The organism is Shouchella xiaoxiensis (assembly GCF_016907895.1).
GTDB lineage: Bacteria > Bacillota > Bacilli > Bacillales > Bacillaceae_D > Shouchella > Shouchella xiaoxiensis.
On sequence record NZ_JAFBCV010000014.1, the window covers coordinates 64,052 to 83,456 of the forward strand.

At 40.1% G+C, this 19,405-nt stretch carries 18 protein-coding genes and 1 pseudogene; 15 read left to right on the top strand and 4 right to left on the bottom strand.

The annotated features are described in order from the left end of the window. Positions 1–49: 49 nt before the first annotated feature. The 8 genes from rpoN to eno all read left to right on the top strand — a co-directional run bounded on the left by rpoN (position 50) and on the right by eno (position 8,732). On the top strand, positions 50–1,360 hold the full coding sequence (rpoN, locus tag JOC54_RS18300; RefSeq protein ID WP_204468104.1) for an RNA polymerase factor sigma-54: 1,311 nt from the start codon (positions 50–52) through the stop codon (positions 1,358–1,360). Further along, positions 1,360–1,602 carry a glutaredoxin family protein gene (locus tag JOC54_RS18305; RefSeq protein WP_204468106.1) on the top strand — a complete coding sequence of 81 codons (243 nt, stop codon included), beginning with the start codon at positions 1,360–1,362 and terminating at the stop codon, positions 1,600–1,602. Before rpoN ends, JOC54_RS18305 begins: the two co-directional genes overlap by 1 nt. Before the next feature lie 133 nt (positions 1,603–1,735). Further along, on the top strand, positions 1,736–2,752 hold the full coding sequence (locus JOC54_RS18310) for a sugar-binding transcriptional regulator (protein WP_054793243.1): 1,017 nt from the start codon (positions 1,736–1,738) through the stop codon (positions 2,750–2,752). Between the two features lie 62 nt (positions 2,753–2,814). Beyond that, positions 2,815–3,822 carry a type I glyceraldehyde-3-phosphate dehydrogenase gene (gene gap / locus JOC54_RS18315; RefSeq protein ID WP_035420536.1) on the top strand — a complete coding sequence of 336 codons (1,008 nt, stop codon included), beginning with the start codon at positions 2,815–2,817 and terminating at the stop codon, positions 3,820–3,822. Between the two features lie 81 nt (positions 3,823–3,903). Further along, complete coding sequence (locus tag JOC54_RS18320) at positions 3,904–5,088, top strand: phosphoglycerate kinase (RefSeq protein WP_204468108.1); 1,185 nt, start codon at positions 3,904–3,906, stop codon at positions 5,086–5,088. Positions 5,089–5,136: 48 nt separating this feature from the next. Further along, a complete protein-coding gene (tpiA, locus tag JOC54_RS18325) occupies positions 5,137–5,892 on the top strand; it encodes a triose-phosphate isomerase (RefSeq protein ID WP_204468110.1) in 756 nt (251 codons plus the stop codon). After that, positions 5,889–7,427: a 2,3-bisphosphoglycerate-independent phosphoglycerate mutase gene (gene gpmI, locus JOC54_RS18330; RefSeq protein ID WP_204468112.1), complete on the top strand. Its 1,539-nt coding sequence runs from the start codon at positions 5,889–5,891 to the stop codon at positions 7,425–7,427. Before tpiA ends, gpmI begins: the two co-directional genes overlap by 4 nt. Before the next feature lie 15 nt (positions 7,428–7,442). After that, positions 7,443–8,732: a phosphopyruvate hydratase gene (gene eno / locus JOC54_RS18335; RefSeq protein ID WP_035420531.1), complete on the top strand. Its 1,290-nt coding sequence runs from the start codon at positions 7,443–7,445 to the stop codon at positions 8,730–8,732. Between the two features lie 66 nt (positions 8,733–8,798). Here the strand turns inward: eno and JOC54_RS18340 are convergent, their stop codons facing one another. From JOC54_RS18340 to JOC54_RS18355, 4 genes and pseudogenes are all read right to left on the bottom strand, one after another. After that, positions 8,799–9,788: a LacI family DNA-binding transcriptional regulator gene (locus JOC54_RS18340; protein WP_204468114.1), complete on the bottom strand. Its 990-nt coding sequence runs from the start codon at positions 9,786–9,788 to the stop codon at positions 8,799–8,801. Positions 9,789–9,839: 51 nt separating this feature from the next. Beyond that, positions 9,840–10,662 (bottom strand): annotated as a pseudogene (locus JOC54_RS18345) (carbohydrate ABC transporter permease). A gap of 12 nt (positions 10,663–10,674) precedes the next feature. Then, positions 10,675–11,556: a carbohydrate ABC transporter permease gene (locus JOC54_RS18350; protein ID WP_204468116.1), complete on the bottom strand. Its 882-nt coding sequence runs from the start codon at positions 11,554–11,556 to the stop codon at positions 10,675–10,677. 64 nt (positions 11,557–11,620) lie between these two features. Next, positions 11,621–12,847, bottom strand: coding sequence for an extracellular solute-binding protein (locus JOC54_RS18355; protein ID WP_204468118.1), 1,227 nt, complete (start codon positions 12,845–12,847; stop codon positions 11,621–11,623). Positions 12,848–13,120: 273 nt separating this feature from the next. Here JOC54_RS18355 and JOC54_RS18360 point away from each other — a divergent pair, with 273 nt between their 5' ends. The 7 genes from JOC54_RS18360 (at position 13,121) to rnr (ending at position 19,333) form a co-directional block, all read left to right on the top strand. Further along, complete coding sequence (locus JOC54_RS18360; protein ID WP_204468120.1) at positions 13,121–13,678, top strand: non-oxidative hydroxyarylic acid decarboxylases subunit B; 558 nt, start codon at positions 13,121–13,123, stop codon at positions 13,676–13,678. Position 13,679: 1 nt separating this feature from the next. After that, positions 13,680–14,123 (top strand): hypothetical protein, encoded by a 444-nt coding sequence (locus JOC54_RS18365; protein WP_204468122.1) that lies wholly within the window; start codon positions 13,680–13,682, stop codon positions 14,121–14,123. A gap of 66 nt (positions 14,124–14,189) precedes the next feature. Further along, positions 14,190–14,420 carry a preprotein translocase subunit SecG gene (secG, locus tag JOC54_RS18370; protein WP_035420522.1) on the top strand — a complete coding sequence of 77 codons (231 nt, stop codon included), beginning with the start codon at positions 14,190–14,192 and terminating at the stop codon, positions 14,418–14,420. A gap of 105 nt (positions 14,421–14,525) precedes the next feature. Next, the gene (locus JOC54_RS18375) at positions 14,526–15,494 is read left to right on the top strand and encodes an LLM class flavin-dependent oxidoreductase (protein ID WP_204468125.1); all 969 of its coding nucleotides are present in this window, start codon (positions 14,526–14,528) and stop codon (positions 15,492–15,494) included. Between the two features lie 15 nt (positions 15,495–15,509). Then, complete coding sequence (locus JOC54_RS18380) at positions 15,510–16,202, top strand: alpha/beta hydrolase (protein ID WP_204468129.1); 693 nt, start codon at positions 15,510–15,512, stop codon at positions 16,200–16,202. 22 nt (positions 16,203–16,224) lie between these two features. Further along, positions 16,225–16,971, top strand: a complete 747-nt coding sequence (locus tag JOC54_RS18385; RefSeq protein WP_204468131.1) for an alpha/beta hydrolase — start codon at positions 16,225–16,227, stop codon at positions 16,969–16,971. A gap of 22 nt (positions 16,972–16,993) precedes the next feature. Next, positions 16,994–19,333 (top strand): ribonuclease R, encoded by a 2,340-nt coding sequence (rnr, locus tag JOC54_RS18390; RefSeq protein WP_204468134.1) that lies wholly within the window; start codon positions 16,994–16,996, stop codon positions 19,331–19,333. The last annotated feature ends 72 nt before the right edge of the window (positions 19,334–19,405 follow it).

The window sequence follows — 19,405 nt, forward strand, 5'->3', positions numbered from 1 at the left end:
TTAAACGGTTTCAGTTTGTGGTATGATAAGAGTTAGGGGGTGTTCATTGATGGAGATGGGTCTTTTTCAAAAACAAACAAACCAGTTGGTAATGACTCAAGAATTGCGGCAAGCAATTCATTTACTGCAATATTCTACAATGGATGTTTGGTCGTATTTGGAGGAACTTGCACTTGAAAACCCTTTATTAGAATTTGTTCATAATAAATATGAGCATATCGAATCTGAGCTACCTTCTTCTTTTTCCAGTGATGATAAACATGCGGCGCTTGAGAATGTTTCGGTCGAAAGCAAGAATTTGCGGCAACATGTGAAAGACCAGCTCATTCATTTTCATTTATCTGCAGAAGAAGAGCACTTTCTGGTTTATTTGGCAAATAACCTAAGAGAAGATGGTTATTTAATTGATTTTAAAGAACTGTGTACGCAAGGAAATCTTGATATAGATCATGGTGAACGCTTGTTGTATCTCATTCAATCACTAGAACCAACTGGGGTAGGAGCACGTTCTTTGGGAGAATGTCTGGCGTTGCAATTAGTAAAGAGAATAGATGTTCACCCATGCGCGATTGATTTACTATTAAATGATATTGAAGATCTTGCTTCTCGAAAGTGGAAGCAGTTAGCTAAAAAATATGATTGCACGCTACTGGACGTTCAAACGATTTATGATCAAATTAAAAAATTGGATCCAAAACCAGGCTTCGCTTATATGAGTGAACCGATTATTTATATTGAACCAGACGTATACATTACACTTGCGAATAATCAATTACAGGTTCATTTAAATCAAGCAGCGTTTCCGATGTTACGTATACAAGCTGAGTACAGAGACTTACTAGAGCAAGAAGAGAACTCAAGAGAATACGCCAGGCAGCAAAGAAACCAAGTGAACTGGTTAAAGAAAAGTTTAAAACAGCGAGAACAAACTATTTTAAAAGTTACTGAGGCAATTGTTAATGTTCAGCAAGACTATTTACTTGGAACTACAGGGGTCCTCAAGCCACTTACGTTAGTGGATATAGCTGAGGAATTGGGGATTCATGAATCAACAGTCAGTCGTTCTACCGTTAATAAATACGCGCAAACTCCAAGAGGGTTAGTTGAGTTAAAAACGTTTTTTAGTAGCACACTTTCAAAAGAGAATCAAGGATTAACTCACCACTCTGTTAAGAAGTGGATCAGTGAATTTATTCAAGCTGAAAATAAACAAAAGCCATTATCCGATCAACAGCTTGTAGAGCAATTAAAAAAGGAACAGCAAGTGACTGTTTCAAGACGTGTTATTGCAAAATACCGCGATGAACTTGGAATATTATCTTCAACCAAGCGTAGAAGATATGAGGAAAGGATTGTCTGATGGAACTTCATTTTTATACAAAGCAAGGTTGTCCCTTATGCGATAAAGGGTATGAGATTGTCAAAGAGATCGCCAATGAGTATTCATTAAGCGTAAAAATTCATGATATATACGAAAATGATAAATGGCTAGAAGCGTATCAGCTAATGATTCCCGTTGTGCAGTTGGAAGCGGTTGAACTCGATTATGGTATGTTAAGCAAACAAAAAATAAGCATGGAAATTGATAACGTTACTAAATAAAAATAGTTTTAGCTTGTCTCTCATTCACTTACTTGTTACAATAACGGCGTAGGTGAATTTTTTTGCTTTAATTGGGACATAATTTGTCACAGGTGGACATAAAAAGTCCCATGATTCTTTAGGAGGTGATTTCCTGCGTACGCTAGTGGACCTGCAAAAACAACTTGTTCCAGAGTTAATGGATACAATGGCTGAACGGTATAAACTGCTCCAATATATAAGGTTGATGCAGCCTATAGGGAGAAGAAGTTTGGCAACAAATTTGCAGAAGTCAGAACGAATTGTTCGTAGTGAGGTAACCTTGCTAAAAGATCAAGGGCTGCTCGATTTAAGCACTGCCGGCATGACGTTGACCGCATTTGGCGAATCCGTCTTTTTGGATTTAGAATCAACGATGGATGAACTATTAGGTCTTCACTTTCTTGAAGATCAGGTTCAGCAGAAATTAGGTGTGGCAAGAGTCATCGTTGTTGCTGGTAACAGTGATCAAGATGAATGGGTGAAACAAGAGCTTGGTCGCGCGTGTGTCAATGAATTAAAGCGTGTTGCGAAGCCGCAAGATGTGCTTGCTGTTATGGGAGGCACAACGCTTGAAATGGTTGCTAGAATGGCATCCCCAGACACAACGTTGGCAAGTACAACCTTTGTTCCAGCTCGAGGAGGGCTTGGAGAAAAGGTAGAGATTCAAGCGAACACGATTAGCGCGGAATTTGCTAGAAGGACTGGAGCGGCGTATCGATTGCTCCATGTTCCGGACCAATTAAGTGAAGATGCCTACCATTCACTAGTATTGGAACGGTCCGTAAAGGATATTCTAGAATTAATTACATCTTCAGCTATTGTCATGCACGGCATTGGAGATGCGAAACGAATGGCCACGAGAAGGGATTCGACTGAGCCGTTTATTGAAACACTGAAACGGGAACAAGCAGTAGCGGAAGCATTTGGTTACTATTTTAATTCAAGTGGTGAGATTATTCATAAGCAGCGAACGATTGGTCTTCAGCTGAATGAATTAGAAGGCAAACATGTTATTTCAATAGCTGGAGGACATTCAAAAGCGAATGCGATCCTTGCTTATATGAAAAATCGACCAAGTGATGTTCTCGTCACAGATGAAGCAGCGGCGAAAGAGCTGTTATCACACTAAGTATGTTAAAAGGGCAAACGCCTTTTTCATAAATGAATAAATTGCTAGGAGGAAGATGAAGAATGGCAACGAAAATTGGAATTAATGGATTTGGACGTATAGGACGTAACGTATTTCGCGCGTCTCTTAATAACCCGGATGTAGAGGTAGTTGCAATTAACGATTTAACAGATGCGAATATGCTTGCACATCTTTTAAAGTATGACACGGTTCACGGTGTACTTGATGTGAAGGTAGAAGCTAAAGATAATTCATTAGTTGTAGATGGCAAAGAAATTTACGTTTCAGCTGAGCGCAATCCTGCCGACATCGGTTGGGGAGATCGTGGCGTACAAGTTGTAGTTGAATCAACTGGTTTCTTCACGAAGCGTGCTGATGCAGCGAAGCATATTGAAGCAGGAGCTAAAAAAGTTATTATTTCTGCACCAGCATCTGATGAAGATATCACTGTTGTAATGGGTGTAAACGAAGATAAGTATGATGCAGACAACCACCATGTAATCTCTAATGCTTCTTGTACAACAAACTGCTTGTCTCCATTTGCAAAAGTATTAAACGACAAGTTTGGTATTCGTCGTGGTTTGATGAACACAGTTCACTCATACACAAACGATCAACAAATTCTTGATCTTCCACACAAAGATTACCGTCGTGCTCGTGCTGCTGCTGAGAACATTATCCCAACATCAACGGGAGCTGCTAAAGCAGTTGCGCTTGTTCTTCCTGAACTTAAAGGGAAATTGAATGGTGCAGCTATGCGTGTTCCAACACCAAACGTATCACTTGTTGATCTTGTAGCTGAACTTGATAAAGATGTAACGGCTGAAGAAGTAAATGCAGCGCTTAAAGAAGCAGCAGAAGGCGATCTTAAAGGCATTCTTGCATATTCTGAAGACCCACTTGTATCTCAAGATTACAACGGCAACCCGCATTCTTCTACGATTGACGCATTATCGACAATGGTAATGGAAGGCAACATGGTTAAAGTTATTTCTTGGTATGATAACGAGTCTGGTTACTCAAACCGTGTCGTTGACCTTGTTGACTACATCGCTAAAAAAGGACTTTAAGAATAAATAGACAGCATGAGGAGGTAGGCCATTCGCCTCCCTCCTTTGCGCTGTTTAGCTGACCTGTAGGAGGATAAATTCATGAATAAGAAAACGCTTAAGGATTATGATTTCAAAGGAAAAACCGTTTTCTGTCGTGTGGACTTTAACGTACCAATGAAAGATGGTGCAATTACCGATGAAACGCGTATTAAAGCGGCGATTCCTACCATTCAATACCTAACTGAGCAAGGTGCTCGAGTGCTGCTTGCTAGTCATTTAGGCCGTCCTAAAGGACAGGTTGTCGAGGAGCTTCGTTTATCTCCTGTTGCAGAGCGTTTATCTGAGATTCTAGGAAAAGACGTACAGGCAATTACAGAAGCTCACGGTACTGTTGCCAAAGAAGCAGCGGCTAATCTTCAAGATGGTGATGTAGCACTGTTAGAAAATGTACGCTTTTATGCTGGCGAAGAAAAGAATGATCCTGAATTAGCAAAAGCATTTGCAGAGCTAGCAGATGTTTACGTTAATGATGCGTTTGGCGCTGCTCATCGTGCGCATGCTTCAACTGAAGGCATCGCGCATCACTTGCCATCTGCTGCGGGATTTTTAATGGAAAAAGAACTTGATGTACTTGGTAAAGCTTTAAGTAATCCTGAACGCCCGTTCACAGCCGTAATTGGTGGTGCAAAAGTAAAAGATAAGATTGGCGTTATCGATAACTTGTTAGACAATGTCGATAATCTTATTATCGGTGGAGGACTTGCTTATACGTTTGTAAAAGCTCAAGGCCATGAAGTGGGTCAGTCGCTTTTAGAAGAAGATAAGATTGAGTTGGCTAAATCGTTTATGGAAAAAGCAAAAGCAAAAGGTGTTCAATTTTACATGCCTGAAGACGTCATAGTGGCTGATGATTTCTCAAATGATGCCAACATCAAAGAAGTGGCTATTACAGATATTCCAGCTGATTGGGAAGCACTTGATATTGGTTCAAAAACACGGGCTACTTATGCAGAGGTCCTAAAGCAATCCAAACTTGTTATTTGGAACGGACCGATGGGCGTATTTGAATTAGATGCTTTTGCAAATGGAACAAAAGCTGTTGGACAAGCATTAGCAGACTCAACTGATACGTATTCTGTTATTGGTGGAGGCGACTCAGCCGCTGCTGTTGAAAAATTTGGCTTAGCTGATCAAATGAGCCACATTTCAACTGGTGGTGGAGCGAGCCTGGAGTTTATGGAAGGCAAAGAGCTTCCTGGTGTTACAGCATTAACGGAAAAATAAGATCAGATAAGATGATCTCCTAAACTTTGAAGATGAGGTGAAGAAAAGATGCGTAAACCTATCATTGCTGGTAACTGGAAAATGAATAAAACATTAAGTGAAGCAACGGCATTTGTTGAATCTGTTAAAGAAGATATCCCGCCAAATGTAGCGGTCGACACAGTTGTATGTGCTCCTGCTCTTTTCTTAGAGAAGCTTGTAACAGCTACAAAAGACACGGATTTGAAAATCGGTGCACAAACAATGCATTTTGAAGAAAATGGTGCATTTACAGGAGAAATTAGTCCGCTTGCCTTACAAGATCTTGCGGTTTCATATGTCGTAATTGGACATTCAGAACGCCGTGAAATGTTTGCAGAAACAGATGAGTCTGTTAATAAAAAGGTCCATGCTGCGTTTGCACACAATCTTGTCCCAATTATGTGCTGTGGTGAAACGGACGAAGAGCGCGAATCAGGGAAAATGGAATCTGTTGTTAAAGCGCAAGTTGAAAAAGGTCTTGCTGGTTTAACAGAAGAGCAAGTGAAAAGTACGGTTATCGCTTATGAGCCAATTTGGGCAATAGGTACTGGAAAATCAGCAACTGAACAAGATGCCAATGAAGCTTGTGCATTTGTTCGAAATGTCGTTGCTACACAGTTTTCTCAAGATGCAGCAGACGCTATTCGAATTCAATATGGCGGAAGTGTTAAACCAGGAAATATTAAAGAGTACATGGCACAATCCGATATTGATGGAGCTTTAGTTGGAGGCGCAAGTCTTGAAGCTGATTCGTTTAAAGAGTTGGCGGGTGCAGCGAAATGAGTAAGAAACCAGTAGCATTAATCATTCTCGATGGTTTTGGACTTCGTGAAGAAGAAAAAGGTAATGCGGTTGCGCATGCAAAAAAGCCGAATTTTGACCGCTACTGGAACACTTATCCACATGCTACTCTTCGCGCTGACGGTGAATATGTAGGTCTTCCAGAGGGGCAAATGGGAAACTCGGAAGTTGGCCATTTAAACATTGGTGCAGGTCGAGTTGTTTACCAAAGCCTCACCCGTGTGAACGTGTCAATTCGTGATGGTGAGTTCTTTGAAAATGAAACGTTTTTAAACGCCATGACCCACGTGAAGCAAAAGCAATCTGCTTTGCATATTTATGGGCTCTTATCCGATGGTGGAATTCACAGCCATATTGAACATATTTATGCAATGCTTGATCTTGCAAAGCAACAAGGTGTTGAAAAGGTATATGTTCATGGTTTCCTTGATGGACGTGATGTAGGTCCAACATCAGCAGAAGTGTATTTACGTGGATTACAAGCGAAGTTTGATGAACTTGGTTTAGGTGAGCTTGCAACGGTTCACGGGCGTTACTATGCAATGGATCGTGACCAACGCTGGGATCGAGTAGAAAAATCTTACCGAGCGATGGCTTATGGAGAAGGTCCAACGTATTCAAGTGGAATAGAAGTGGTTGAGGATAGTTATCGAAATGACATTGTCGATGAATTCGTCATCCCATCTGTTATTACAAACGATGATGGGACACCGGTGGCCACCGTGAACGATGATGATGCTATTATTTTCTGTAATTTCCGTCCTGACCGAGCAATCCAGTTGTCTCAAGTATTTACAAATGAAGACTTCCGTGGCTTTGATCGAGGCAATTCTCATCCGAAAAACCTTCATTTTGTTTGTTTAACGAAATTCAGTGAAACGGTAGATGGCTTTGTTGCTTTTAAGCCAACAAACCTTGATAATACATTAGGGGAAGTTCTTTCACAACAGAATTACCGCCAGCTTCGAATTGCTGAAACGGAAAAATATCCCCATGTCACATTCTTTTTTAGCGGAGGACGCGAAGAAGAATTTCCAGGTGAAGAGCGAATTTTAATTAACTCACCGAAAGTCGCAACCTATGACCTGCAGCCAGAAATGAGTGCTTATGAAGTGACCGATGCCCTGCTTGCAGATATTGAAGCGGAAAAGCATGATGCGATCATCTTAAACTTTGCCAACCCAGACATGGTTGGTCACTCAGGCATGCTAGAACCGACAGTAAAAGCAATCGAGGCGGTTGATGAGTGTTTAGGACGCATTGTTGATGCCCTTACTGCAAAAGGCGGTGTAGCGGTTATTACAGCAGACCATGGTAATGCGGATGAAGTGATTACGCTTGAAGGGAATCCAATGACGGCCCACACAACAAATCGAGTTCCTGTGATTGTTACTGAAAAAGGAACGTCGCTCCGTGAGAATGGAGTCTTGGCAGATCTAGCGCCAACGGTCCTAGATTTACTAGGGGCTAACAAGCCAAAAGAAATGACCGGTTACACATTAAAACAATCTAATTAATAGGAGTGAAATCATATGACAATTATCTCTGACGTTTATGCACGCGAAGTGCTTGATTCACGTGGAAATCCAACAATAGAAGTAGAAGTACATCTTGAAACAGGTATCATGGGCCGTTCACTAGTACCGAGTGGTGCTTCAACTGGTGAGTACGAAGCAGTTGAGCTTCGTGACGGTGGCGAGCGTTACATGGGTAAAGGTGTTGAAAAGGCAGTAGCAAATGTAAATGAAACGATTGCACCTGAACTCGTTGGTGAAAATGTTCTTGATCAAATTGGCATTGACCGTTTAATGATTGATTTAGACGGAACAGAAAATAAAGGAAATCTTGGTGCAAACGCGATTCTTGGTGTTTCAATGGCGTGTGCTCATGCAGCAGCAGAGTCACTTGATATGCCTCTCTATGTTTACCTTGGTGGATTTAATGCAAAGCAACTTCCAGTTCCAATGATGAATATCATTAACGGTGGCGAGCACGCAGATAATAACGTTGATATTCAAGAATTTATGGTTATGCCAGTAGGCGCTGAAAGTTTCAAAGAAGCATTACGTATGGGAACTGAAATCTTCCATAACCTTAAATCTGTTCTTAAAGCAAAAGGCTACAACACAGCTGTAGGTGACGAAGGTGGATTTGCTCCCAACCTATCTTCTAACGAAGAAGCGTTATCAACAATCATTGAAGCAATTGAAAAAGCAGGTTATAAGCCTGGCGAGCAAGTACAGCTTGCAATGGATGTTGCTTCTTCAGAACTATTTAACAAAGAAGATGGCAAGTACCATTTAGCTGGTGAAGGTAAGGTCCTTACTTCAGCAGAAATGGTTGATTTCTACGAAGACCTTGTTTCTAAGTATCCAATCCTCTCAATTGAAGATGGTCTTGACGAAAATGACTGGGATGGTCACAAGCTTTTAACAGAACGTCTTGGTGATAAAGTTCAGCTTGTTGGTGATGATTTATTTGTAACGAATACGAAGAAGCTTGCTGAAGGAATTGAAAAAGGCATCAGCAACTCTATTCTTATCAAAGTAAACCAAATTGGTACGCTTACAGAGACGTTTGATGCAATTGAAATGGCCAAACGCGCAGGCTACACGGCTGTTATCTCACACCGCTCTGGTGAAACAGAAGATGCAACTATTGCTGATATCGCTGTTGCAACAAACGCTGGTCAAATCAAAACAGGAGCACCATCACGTACGGATCGCGTAGCGAAGTATAACCAACTTCTTCGCATTGAAGACGAGCTTGCTGATTTAGCTCAGTATAATGGCTTAAAGTCTTTCTATAACTTAAACAAATAAGCCTGATTTAATGTTAAAAAGGCACGAGAGGAATTCCTCTCGTGCCTTTTTGCTATGTTTCATAAGCTATTTCTCTTTAACGGTTGAACGTTTCACTAGTTCAGTTGTTAGCATGCAATGATTAGCAGGGCGTTCTCCATTGAGTAACTGAAAAATAATATGGGCTGCCATTGCTCCCGCTTCATACTTAGGTTGTTTCACCGTTGTTAAAGCCGGTTGCAAGTATCCAGCAAGCTGAATATCATCAAATCCGATGATTGATATGTCCTCGGGGATTTGGATGTTCTTTTCTTTAAAAGCTTCTAAGCCACCAATTACCATTTCATCATTGGCGTAAAAAAGGGCTTCCGGTAAATTACCTTGAGCAAGCAATAACTTCGTAGCATGGTAGCCACCTTCTTTAGTAAAGCCACCATTTAGATGCCATTTGGATTGATACGTTAAGTGAGCATCGTTGAGTGCTTGTTTGTAACCTTCTGTCCGTAAAATATTATCTCTTGAAGTAATTGGGCCACTAATAAAGCCTATCTCTTTAATTTCTTGTTCAATTAAATAAGAAGTTGCATTGTAGCCACCTTGCCAATTATCAACTTCGACGCAATAGATATTCTCATCTTTTAAAAATCGATCTAGCACAACGACAGGCATCCCTTGCTGTGCCGCTTGGAAAACGAGATCGTCTGTAATATTGTGCGCAAGCACAATCGCTCCGTCAACTCGTTTTTCCGTCAAAAACTTCGTTGCTGTCGATGAATCGCCACCAACTGAGCTACAGGCGACTAACCCATAGTGTTTTGAAGCGGTCACATCTTGAACGCCCTTAATCAATTCAGAATAAAATGGACCGGATAAATCACTTAATATGATGGCGATCGTATTTGTTTTCGTACGTTTTAGATCTGCAGCAAAACCATTCTTAGAATAATTTAGTTGTTTTGCTGCTTCGTGGACTTTCCGCTTCGTGCTGTCGCTAATCTTGTTGCTGTGATTGAGCGCATATGAGGCTGTTGAAAGGGCAACCCCCGCTAATTTTGCTACATCTTTTATTGTTGCCATCCGCAACCTCCAAATCACTTACTTTCAACCTTATTTATTTCTTATGATTATCTACTTAATACCTGAAACGTTAAAACCATCAACAATGTATTTTTGGAACAAAATAAATACAATTAAAATCGGTACTACCATAAATGTAGAACCAGCCATTTGTAGTCCGTAATTTGTGACATGCTGATCTTGTAAGAGAGCTAGTCCGACGGATAATGTATAGAGTGATTGATCACTTGCAATAATTAATGGCCAAATAAAGCTGTTCCATGAACCAATAAACGTAAGAATAATCTGCACGGCTAATATAGGTTTCGTTAATGGAATAATAAGCTTAAAGAAAATATAGAGTTCACCTGCACCGTCAAGTCGAGCAGCTTCAATTAAATCATCAGGAATCGTAACCATAAACTGCCTAATTAAAAAGATATTAAACGCAACAATGAGACCCGGCAAGACAATACCAGTCATTGTATTTGTTAACCCTGCCTCATTCAAAATAAGGTAGGTAGGGATCATTGTGACTTGACCAGGAATCATCATCGTAATCAGCACAACGGCAAACCAAAATTCTTTTCCTTTAAATTTAAATTTACCAAAACCATAGCCAGCCATTGTATTTAACAATAACCCACCCATAGAGAAAAAGACAATAATAAGGGTGTTCATTAAATAGATATCAAAGTTTAGATTTTGAAATAGATTGATGTAATGTTCAAAGGTTGGAGAGGCTGGAAATAATGTTGGTGGTGTTTGCAAGACTTCTCGATCATCTTTAAATGAACTTAAAAATCATCCATATAAAAGGAATCGATACAGCAATTCCTCCCAGTGTAAGAATTCCAATAATAATTGTTCGTTCAAATTTATTCTTTAATTCCAAAATGAACCCTCCTTAATCTTCAGATTTTCTAAATTTAAACTGTATAAGTGTAATCGTAATGATGAACAAAAATAGAATAAATGAAGCAGCTGCACCATAGCCGAATTGACTATATTGAAAGCCCTCTTGGTAAATAAGCAAAGCCATTGAATTTGTGCCATTCAAAGGTCCACCATTTGTCATGATAAACGGTTCTTCAAAAAACTGTAGCCAGCCGATTAGCGTGGTAACGGTAACAAAAAAAGTAGCAAATCGCATGGATGGAATGGTAATCTTAAAGAGTTTTTGAACTCGATTTGCACCATCAATATCTGCTGCCTCATATAGCGATTTAGGTACTGACTTTAATGCTGCTAAAAAAATCAGCATACTGACACCATTACTTTTCCAAACAGCGAGTGCAATAAGGGAAAGCTTTGCAATAAAAGGATCTTCTAACCACGGAACAGAAGCAACATCAATTAGTGAGAGCAAGTAATTAAACAAGCCATACTCTTGGTTATATAAGAACCCCCAAACAATGGCAATCGCCACGATGTTCGTAATGGAAGGCATGTAGTAAATAATACGGAATGTAGAAGAGAGCCACCGTCCAACAAAGTGGAGTAGGAGAGCGATTAAAAACGAACTACCAACCGCTAAAGGTACACCGATTAAAACATAGAAAAAAGTATTAAACATCGATTGTAGAAAGCGAGTGTCGCTAAATAACGCTATGAAATTGTCAATTCCTACAAATGATATCTGTGACCAATCTGCTAATTTTCTTAAATTCATATCGGTAAAGCTAACGCCAAAGGCAACAATAATTGGGAAAAAGGAGAACACAGCTAACAGCAAAACAGCAGGAGCAATAAATAAAAATGGGGTCATTTTCATTTTAAAACGATTCAATGATTTTCACCTCTTTAGTTAAATACAAGAAGGGTGCAGCTTCGTGCACCCTTTAATGGGAGTGTTATTCGCCTAAGATTCTGCTTACAGTTGCTTTATATTCCTCAATTGCCTGATCTATATCTTGGCCACCTCGATTTATCTGTTCTAGTGTCTTAATTAATTCTTGACCAAGTCGCTCAAATTCAGGGATAAGTGGGAGTGGCTGAGTTGCAGTCAATTGTTCACCAAAAGTACTTACCATGGTGTTATCCGCTAGTATTGGATTGTCCCAAGCATCCATTATTGCTGGAAGTTCACTGTTCTCTTCGTACCAGCGAACCTGTGTTTCTGGTTCGGCCATCCAGTTTAAAAATTCAAGTGATTGGTCTACTTTAGTAGAATTATGGAAGATTGAAAGATGAGCGCCGCCAATCATTGAATCGTTTGTTACAGCTTCTGGCATAACATGAACATCCCATTGACCTTCCAGTTCTGGAACACGCTCATTTAATGTGCGAATATCCCAGGGACCACTAATAAACATCGGCTTTGAACCTTCTTCAAATGCTTGGAAGAATTCCTTTCCCTCGCCCATTTGTGAAAGCTCTTCGTTGTAATACAAATGATGTAACCGAATCGCTTCTTCAAAAGCCGGGTCATCAAAATTGGCAGAACCAAGGTCTACATCGTAATTCCAACCTTGTTGCCATGCTAAAATAAATGGAAACTGAGGGTCTTCAGTTGGCAAATCAATGGCATATTGACCATCGCCTCGATCTGCTAATTGACGAGAGGCGTCAATCATGTCATCCCATGTGGTTGGGCCATCTGGATAGCCCACTTCCGCAAGCAAATCAGTTCGATAGTACAGGAGACGCGTATCTACATACCAAGGAACGCCAATAACTTGGTCTTCAAAATTTGTTGTGTCAATCGCGGACTCAAAAAAACGATCTTGACTAAGATTCTCATAATCAGCAAGGTGATCACTTAAATCAAGGAAAGTTCCTGCTTCTGCAAATTCAGCTACCCATGTTGTGCCGATTTGAAGAACATCTGGTCCATTTCCTGATGCTACGGCTGTAAGCAAACGATCATGAGCATTGCTCCATGGTATGGTTTGAACGTTTACAGTCATTCCTGTTTCATCTTCAAATTCTGATACAAAATCTTCTAAGCCGCCTGACATCGTCCAAACAGAAATTTCATTTTCGTTTGAGCTTCCACCTAATTCATTAGAATTACATGCTCCGAGCACAAAAACGGTTAAAGCGAGTGCCGAATACAACTTAATTTTATGTTTGTTCATAGTCAAATCCCCTTAGTGAAAACTAGTGTATTTTTAGTGAAACGTTTCTATTGATGATAGTATACAATGATTGAAATAGTTTTCAATAAATTTTAAAAAAACTTTTTAATCAACTATATCTACTTGTAATTAAAGGAAATAGTAATATGAATTGATTTATTCACTAACTGGTGAAACGTTTCGATATTTTATTCGTTATGAGTGATGATTTGTTCATGAAATAAGTGGCGTTGTATACTATAACTATCTTTTATACGTAGGAGCGATTTAGTAATGAAAGTGATTGTTGGGATAACAGGTGCGACAGGGGCACCTTTTGGTATAAAGTTATTAGAAGTGTTACAAAATAGCCAGGTTGAAACCCATCTTGTTCTATCAAAATGGGCAGCGGTAACAATAGCCCATGAAACGGACTATACAATTAAAGGTGTACAGGCTTTAGCAGATTATTCTTATTCATTTGATGATCAATCAGCTCGAATATCTAGCGGTTCTATGCGTATGGACGCCATGATTATTGCCCCTTGTTCAATGAAAACGCTCGCTTCAATTAGAAATGGAATAGCCGATAATTTAATTGCCAGAGCGGCAGATGTGATGTTAAAAGAACGAAAGCCTCTTGTACTAATGACGAGAGAAACCCCGTTAAATACGATCCATTTAGAGAACATGACTGATCTTTCTAGAATGGGCGTGACAATCTTTCCGCCGGTTCCGGCATTTTACAACCAGCCAGAGACACTTGAGGATATGGTTAATCATCTTGTTTATCGAGTGCTTGATCAAATAGGGATTGAACATCCTGACGCACAACGTTGGGATGGATTATAAAGTGAAGCATATACCTGATGAAATCGTTACTTATCTTAATGGAGAACAGCTAGAGAAAAAAAGCGATGTTGCGATGCACTTTGTGACAATTGATGATAATGGCTATCCCTATAAAGCAATGGTAAGCGTGGGAGAGGTGCTTTGTTTAACTGAAACTCAAATTCGAATGGCTCTTTGGCAAAAAACAAACACGGTTAATTATGTAATGAAATCCAAAAAAGCAACATTAATGGTGGTTATTCCGCCAACTGCCTATGATCTTCAGCTTGACGTCACATTTTTACGTTATGAGGAAGAGAGTGCTTTATTTGAAGCTACTGTAAAAAACGTCAAGAGTGATCGTGCGCCATATGCACAATTAACAAATGGTGTGCAGTACCAGTTGAAATCAGCTGGGCAGACAATTGAATTGTGGAAAAAAAAACTGAAACTCTTAAAGAGTTAACCTATTGTATCAACGTAAGCACTGTGATAAAATTAAAACATTGAATGTGTTCGTGGAGGTGTCTTGATGCAGCTGTTTCTAATGATTGCTTTAATAATTGTATCTGTTCTTCTTGTAACGAGTATCTTGTTACAACCAGGCCGTAGCTCAGGCTTAGCAGGAGCTATATCTGGTGGAGCAGAGCAGTTGCTTGGTAAACAGAAAGCGCGTGGACTTGATGCGGTTTTGCATCGTTCTACAATTGTACTTGCCGTGTTGTTTTTTGTTCTGACAGGACTTAATGCTTTCTACCTATAAGAATCGGTTATGTAGCGTCTGGAGACACATCCGGGCGTTTTTTTGTTTTTGTGTTTGAAATGAGTGGAAAAAAGGAAAACTCGCTTAATAGAGGTGATTAAACCATTGCGGTTAAATATACTAGATCAAATGCCTATTCCAACGAACCTAACAGCAGAAACACTAGCGATTCAAACGACATATTTGGTCCAAAAAGCCGAGCAATGGGGTTATGAACGGTATTGGTTTGCTGAACATCATGGCACGAAAGGATTAATTTCAAGTTCACCAGAACTTTGGATGGCCAGCATGGCAGCAAAAACAACAACAATTAAACTTGGGTCAGGTGGAATATTACTTCCACAATATAGTTCATATAAAGTAGCGAGTCAGCTTAATCAGTTAGCGGTTAGCTTTCCTGGAAGAATAGATGGTGGTTTGGGACGTTCGCCTGGAGGTACCGAAAAGATTAGGAGAGCGTTAGCAAACAACAAAGAGAGTGAACTAAATCAATTCTGGGACAAAGTGGATGATGTCATTAACTGGACACAAAACCATGCGTACAATGGTATAACGGCATCGCCATTTCCACAAACACCGCCTGATTTATTTGTTTTAGGCTTAGGAGAACGAAGTGCCATTCAAGCAGCAGAACGAGGTCTTGGTTTTGTCCATGGGTATTTTATTCAGCCAGTGCGTTTTAAAGAGGCTCATCTGGCCTACCAAAAAGCGTTTAATCGTCAAAAATTTAAAGCACCAGAGGCGCTAACGGCTGTTTTTGTGGTATGTGGTGAATCAGATGAACATGCTGAAAAACTTGCAGAGAGTCAAGATGTATGGCTTCTGCAAACTGAAAAAGGATTAGATAGTCGAATTCCTGCAGCGATTCCAAACCGATTAACTGAAAATGATAAAAACCGGATTCATTTGAACCGTAATAGAATGATTGTTGGCTCTTTAGCAACGGTTAAAGAGAAGTTAAATCGTCTTTCAGAACAAGCTAACTCTAATCAATTTCTTGTGCTCTGCAATCTATATGATTTTAATGAACGTATACGGTCGTATGAGCGGTTGGCAAATTTAATAACATCATAGAAAGAGGCGGTTCAGGTGATTGGATGCTTATGTATACATGGTTTTACAGGTGATCCATGGGAAGTTCAGCCTGTTGCTGATTCACTAGCTAAGCAAGATGACTGGCTCGTTTATACACCCGTATTGCCGGGACATGGAAAAAGCGCAACGGAATTGAAATCGGCTACGTATGAGGAATGGGTTTATGCGGTCGAGGTTGCAATTGAGGAGCTTGAAAAAAGATGCTCTACGCTGTATGTGATCGGTTTCTCAATGGGTGGAATGCTAGCAAGTTACATTGCGGCAAGGTATCCTGTAAATAAGCTTGTACTGTTGAATGCTGCGGCCCATTATGTAAATCCTAAACAATTTTTTAAAGATATGATTGGAACCATTCGTTTTCATATTACTGGTACACAGGAAGAAGACCAGCTAATTGAACTCTATGAGCAAAAGTTCAGAGAAACCCCTTTTGCCGCTGTTGGTCAATTTTTACAATTGATTCAAAAAACAAAGCCATATGCAAGCCGCATAAAGATTCCAACGCTCATTATTCAAGGTGAGTTAGACGGGCTTGTCCCGCTAAAATCAGCTTATCATCTATATGATGTCATCGAGTCGGAAGAAAAAGAACTACTAGTGATGAAACAATCACGACATATGATTTGTCATGGGTTTGAATCGGATAAAGTAATTAATGAGATCCAAACGTTTTTAACATCAAGTTAATGCAGAAAGGGCGAATAACAACATGAAGTTAGTAGCACCAAAACCATTTACTTTTAAAGCTGGAAAACGAGCAGTATTGCTCTTGCACGGCTTCACCGGAACAACGGCCGATGTCCGCATGCTCGGAAGATTTTTACAAAAAGAAGGCTATACTTGTTATGCGCCGCTTTATCGTGGACACGGGGTGCCGCCAGAAGAGCTTGTACAATATAGCCCAGAAGATTGGTGGGAGGATGTAGAGGCTGCTTACGCTCACCTTCAATCTGAAGGATATGATGAAATTGCCGTTTGTGGCCTGTCTTTAGGCGGGGTCTTTTCATTAAAATTGGGTTTTTCAAAACCAGTAAAAGGTATCGTCACGATGTGTGCGCCTGTTCGACCAAAAACAGAAGAAGCGATAAAAAAAGGCTTCCTGAAGTATTCACGCGAATATAAACTACTTGAAAAAAAAGCAATGGATCAGATTAAGAAAGAAGTTGCAAGCTTAGAAGAAACATCAATGGATGCCCTTTATAAACTTCGGGGATTGATGGATGAAGTTCGTACTGATTTAGATCTAATCTACGCTCCTTCATTTGTTGTACAAGCTCGGCATGATGAGATGATTGATACAGAGAGTGCAACCATTATTTATGATTCGATTGAGACCGACGATAAAGAAATAAAGTGGTACGAAAATTCCACCCATGTCATTACGCTTGGTGACGAAAAAGAACAATTACACAACGATATTTTGTTGTTTTTAAATGAATTAGACTGGTCAAACTAAAAAAAATTAAAGGAGTGAAACAATGTCTGGTCAACTAAATAAAGAAGATTTACTTGCTTTTTTTAATAATGAAGCAAAAAAACCTGTTTCGGTTGATGAACTTGAAGAGCACTTTTCAATCACTTCAAGTCAAGCTTTTAAAGAGTTGATTCATCAATTAAACGAGTTAGAAGAAACTGGGCAAGTCGTTCGAACACGAACAAATCGATACGGCACCCCAGATAAATTAAATTTAATTAAAGGAAGAGTTCAAGGTCACGCGAAGGGCTTTGCCTTTATTATCCCTGAAGAGGGTGATGAAGATGTTTATGTACCACAGGGATCTTTGCTTGGTGCAATGAATGGTGATATTGTTCTCGTACGAATTGATGAACGTTCAAACGGTTCACGCGCTGAAGGAAAGATAATTCGAATTGTCGAACGGAAAGTAACGGAGATCGTCGGAGAATATAAAGAGTTTCCATCCTATGCCCTTATTGTGGCTGATGATAAACGAGTTAGTGCTGATTTCCTTGTTACAAAAGGGAAAGAGAAAGGTGCTGCTGATGGTCACAAAGTCATTGCGACGATTACGAAATATCCAGAAGGGCGTTTTGGCGGAGAGGCAGAAATTAAAGAAGTCTTGGGTCATAAAAATGATCCGGGAATGGACATCCTTTCCATTATTTATAAATACAACATTCCGCAAAGTTTTTCAGAGGAAACGCTTGAGCAAGCAGAGCAGGTACCGGATACCATAGCAGAAAAGGATCTGAACAATCGTCGCGATTTACGTGAAGAAATCATCGTAACGATCGATGGTGCCGATGCAAAAGATTTAGATGATGCCGTTCAAGTAAAGAAACTCTCCAACGGTAATTACAAGTTAAGTGTACACATTGCCGATGTGTCTCATTATGTTCAGGAGAATTCACCAATTGACAAAGAAGCATCGGAGCGTGCAACAAGTGTATATCTAGTCGATCGAGTTATTCCGATGATTCCACATCGCTTGTCAAATGGAATATGCAGTTTAAACCCACAAGTTGATCGCTTGACGCTTTCTTGTGATATGGAAATTGATGAAAATGGCGGAGTGATTAGCCATGATATTTATCAAAGCGTCATTAACACGACAGAGCGGATGACGTACCGCGATGTGAATGAGATTTTGACCGATCAGGAAAGTGAACTAAGAGAGAAGTACGCACCCCTTGTTCCCATGTTTGAAGAAATGGAAGAGCTAGCGGCGATTCTTAGAAACAAGCGATTTACGCGAGGTGCAATTGATTTTGATTTTAAAGAAGCCAAAGTCCTTGTTGAAGAAGATGGTACGCCGAAAGAGGTTGTACTGCGTGAGCGCTCTGTTGCCGAAAAATTAATTGAAGAGTTTATGCTTGCAGCAAACGAGACCGTAGCTGAACATTTTCATTGGATGAAGCTTCCATTCGTGTATCGGATACATGAAGATCCTGACGCTGGTAAATTTGAATCGTTTCTTGAATTTATTACTGGTTTCGGCTATGTTGTCCGCGGAACGAGCAACACGATTCATCCTCGGGCGCTTCAGTCACTGTTAGCAGAAATCAAAGGTGAACCAGAAGAAACCATTATTAGTCGTGTCATGTTACGGTCGATGAAACAGGCGAAATACGATGTAAATTCTGTTGGACATTTTGGTTTATCAGCTGAATTTTACACCCATTTTACCTCTCCAATACGTCGTTATCCAGATCTACTTGTCCATCGTTTAATTCGCACTTACTTAATTCAAGGTAAAACCGATAAAAAAACGCAGGACAAGTGGCAGGAGCGCTTGCCTGGCTTGACTGCTCATGCCTCAGATATGGAGCGTCGCTCAGTAGATGCTGAACGTGATACAGATAACGTGAAGAAAGCACAGTATATGTCAGATAAAGTTGGTGAAGTTTATACGGGTATGATTAGCGGTGTGACCAACTTTGGCTTATTTGTTGAGTTAGAAAATACTGTTGAAGGGCTCGTTCATGTCAGTTATTTAACAGATGACTACTACCGCTACGATCAAAAGCATTATGCGATGATCGGTGAGCGTAGTGGAACGGTTTTTCGCATCGGTGATGAACTTGAAGTCAGGGTCGTTCAGGTAAATGTTGAAGAAGCCTCGGTTGATTTTGAAATTGTGGGTATGAAGCAACGTAAAGACCGCAAATCGAAAGCGAGACCGAAAGTAATTGAAGGCGGCGATCGTCGCAATGGAAAACCTAAAAGGCGGAAGTTAACAGGAGATCCCACTAAAGATGCAAAGCGTCCTTCAGGCGGGAAGAAGAAAAAGAAAGCCTTTTATGAAAATGCCCCAAAAGCAAAGCGTAAAAAAGGCAAGCGGAATAAAAATCAATCTTAACGTCTGAATGAGACTAAATAGGACCTTTGACTGTTCTTCTTAGAACAAGCTTGTTTAAATGTTTCTCTCCCT

Bases quoted from the DNA above. Each gene is read 5' to 3' on its own strand.
- tpiA (WP_204468110.1), top strand. From the start codon at position 5,137: ATGCGTAAACCTATCATTGCTGGTAACTGGAAAATGAATAAAACATTA.
- eno (WP_035420531.1), top strand. From the start codon at position 7,443: ATGACAATTATCTCTGACGTTTATGCACGCGAAGTGCTTGATTCACGT.
- JOC54_RS18340 (WP_204468114.1), bottom strand. From the start codon at position 9,788: ATGGCAACAATAAAAGATGTAGCAAAATTAGCGGGGGTTGCCCTTTCA.
- JOC54_RS18385 (WP_204468131.1), top strand. From the start codon at position 16,225: ATGAAGTTAGTAGCACCAAAACCATTTACTTTTAAAGCTGGAAAACGA.
- gap (WP_035420536.1), top strand. From the start codon at position 2,815: ATGGCAACGAAAATTGGAATTAATGGATTTGGACGTATAGGACGTAAC.
- JOC54_RS18305 (WP_204468106.1), top strand. From the start codon at position 1,360: ATGGAACTTCATTTTTATACAAAGCAAGGTTGTCCCTTATGCGATAAA.
- JOC54_RS18320 (WP_204468108.1), top strand. From the start codon at position 3,904: ATGAATAAGAAAACGCTTAAGGATTATGATTTCAAAGGAAAAACCGTT.
- secG (WP_035420522.1), top strand. From the start codon at position 14,190: ATGCAGCTGTTTCTAATGATTGCTTTAATAATTGTATCTGTTCTTCTT.
- JOC54_RS18355 (WP_204468118.1), bottom strand. From the start codon at position 12,847: ATGAACAAACATAAAATTAAGTTGTATTCGGCACTCGCTTTAACCGTT.
- JOC54_RS18360 (WP_204468120.1), top strand. From the start codon at position 13,121: ATGAAAGTGATTGTTGGGATAACAGGTGCGACAGGGGCACCTTTTGGT.
- rnr (WP_204468134.1), top strand. From the start codon at position 16,994: ATGTCTGGTCAACTAAATAAAGAAGATTTACTTGCTTTTTTTAATAAT.
- rpoN (WP_204468104.1), top strand. From the start codon at position 50: ATGGAGATGGGTCTTTTTCAAAAACAAACAAACCAGTTGGTAATGACT.
- gpmI (WP_204468112.1), top strand. From the start codon at position 5,889: ATGAGTAAGAAACCAGTAGCATTAATCATTCTCGATGGTTTTGGACTT.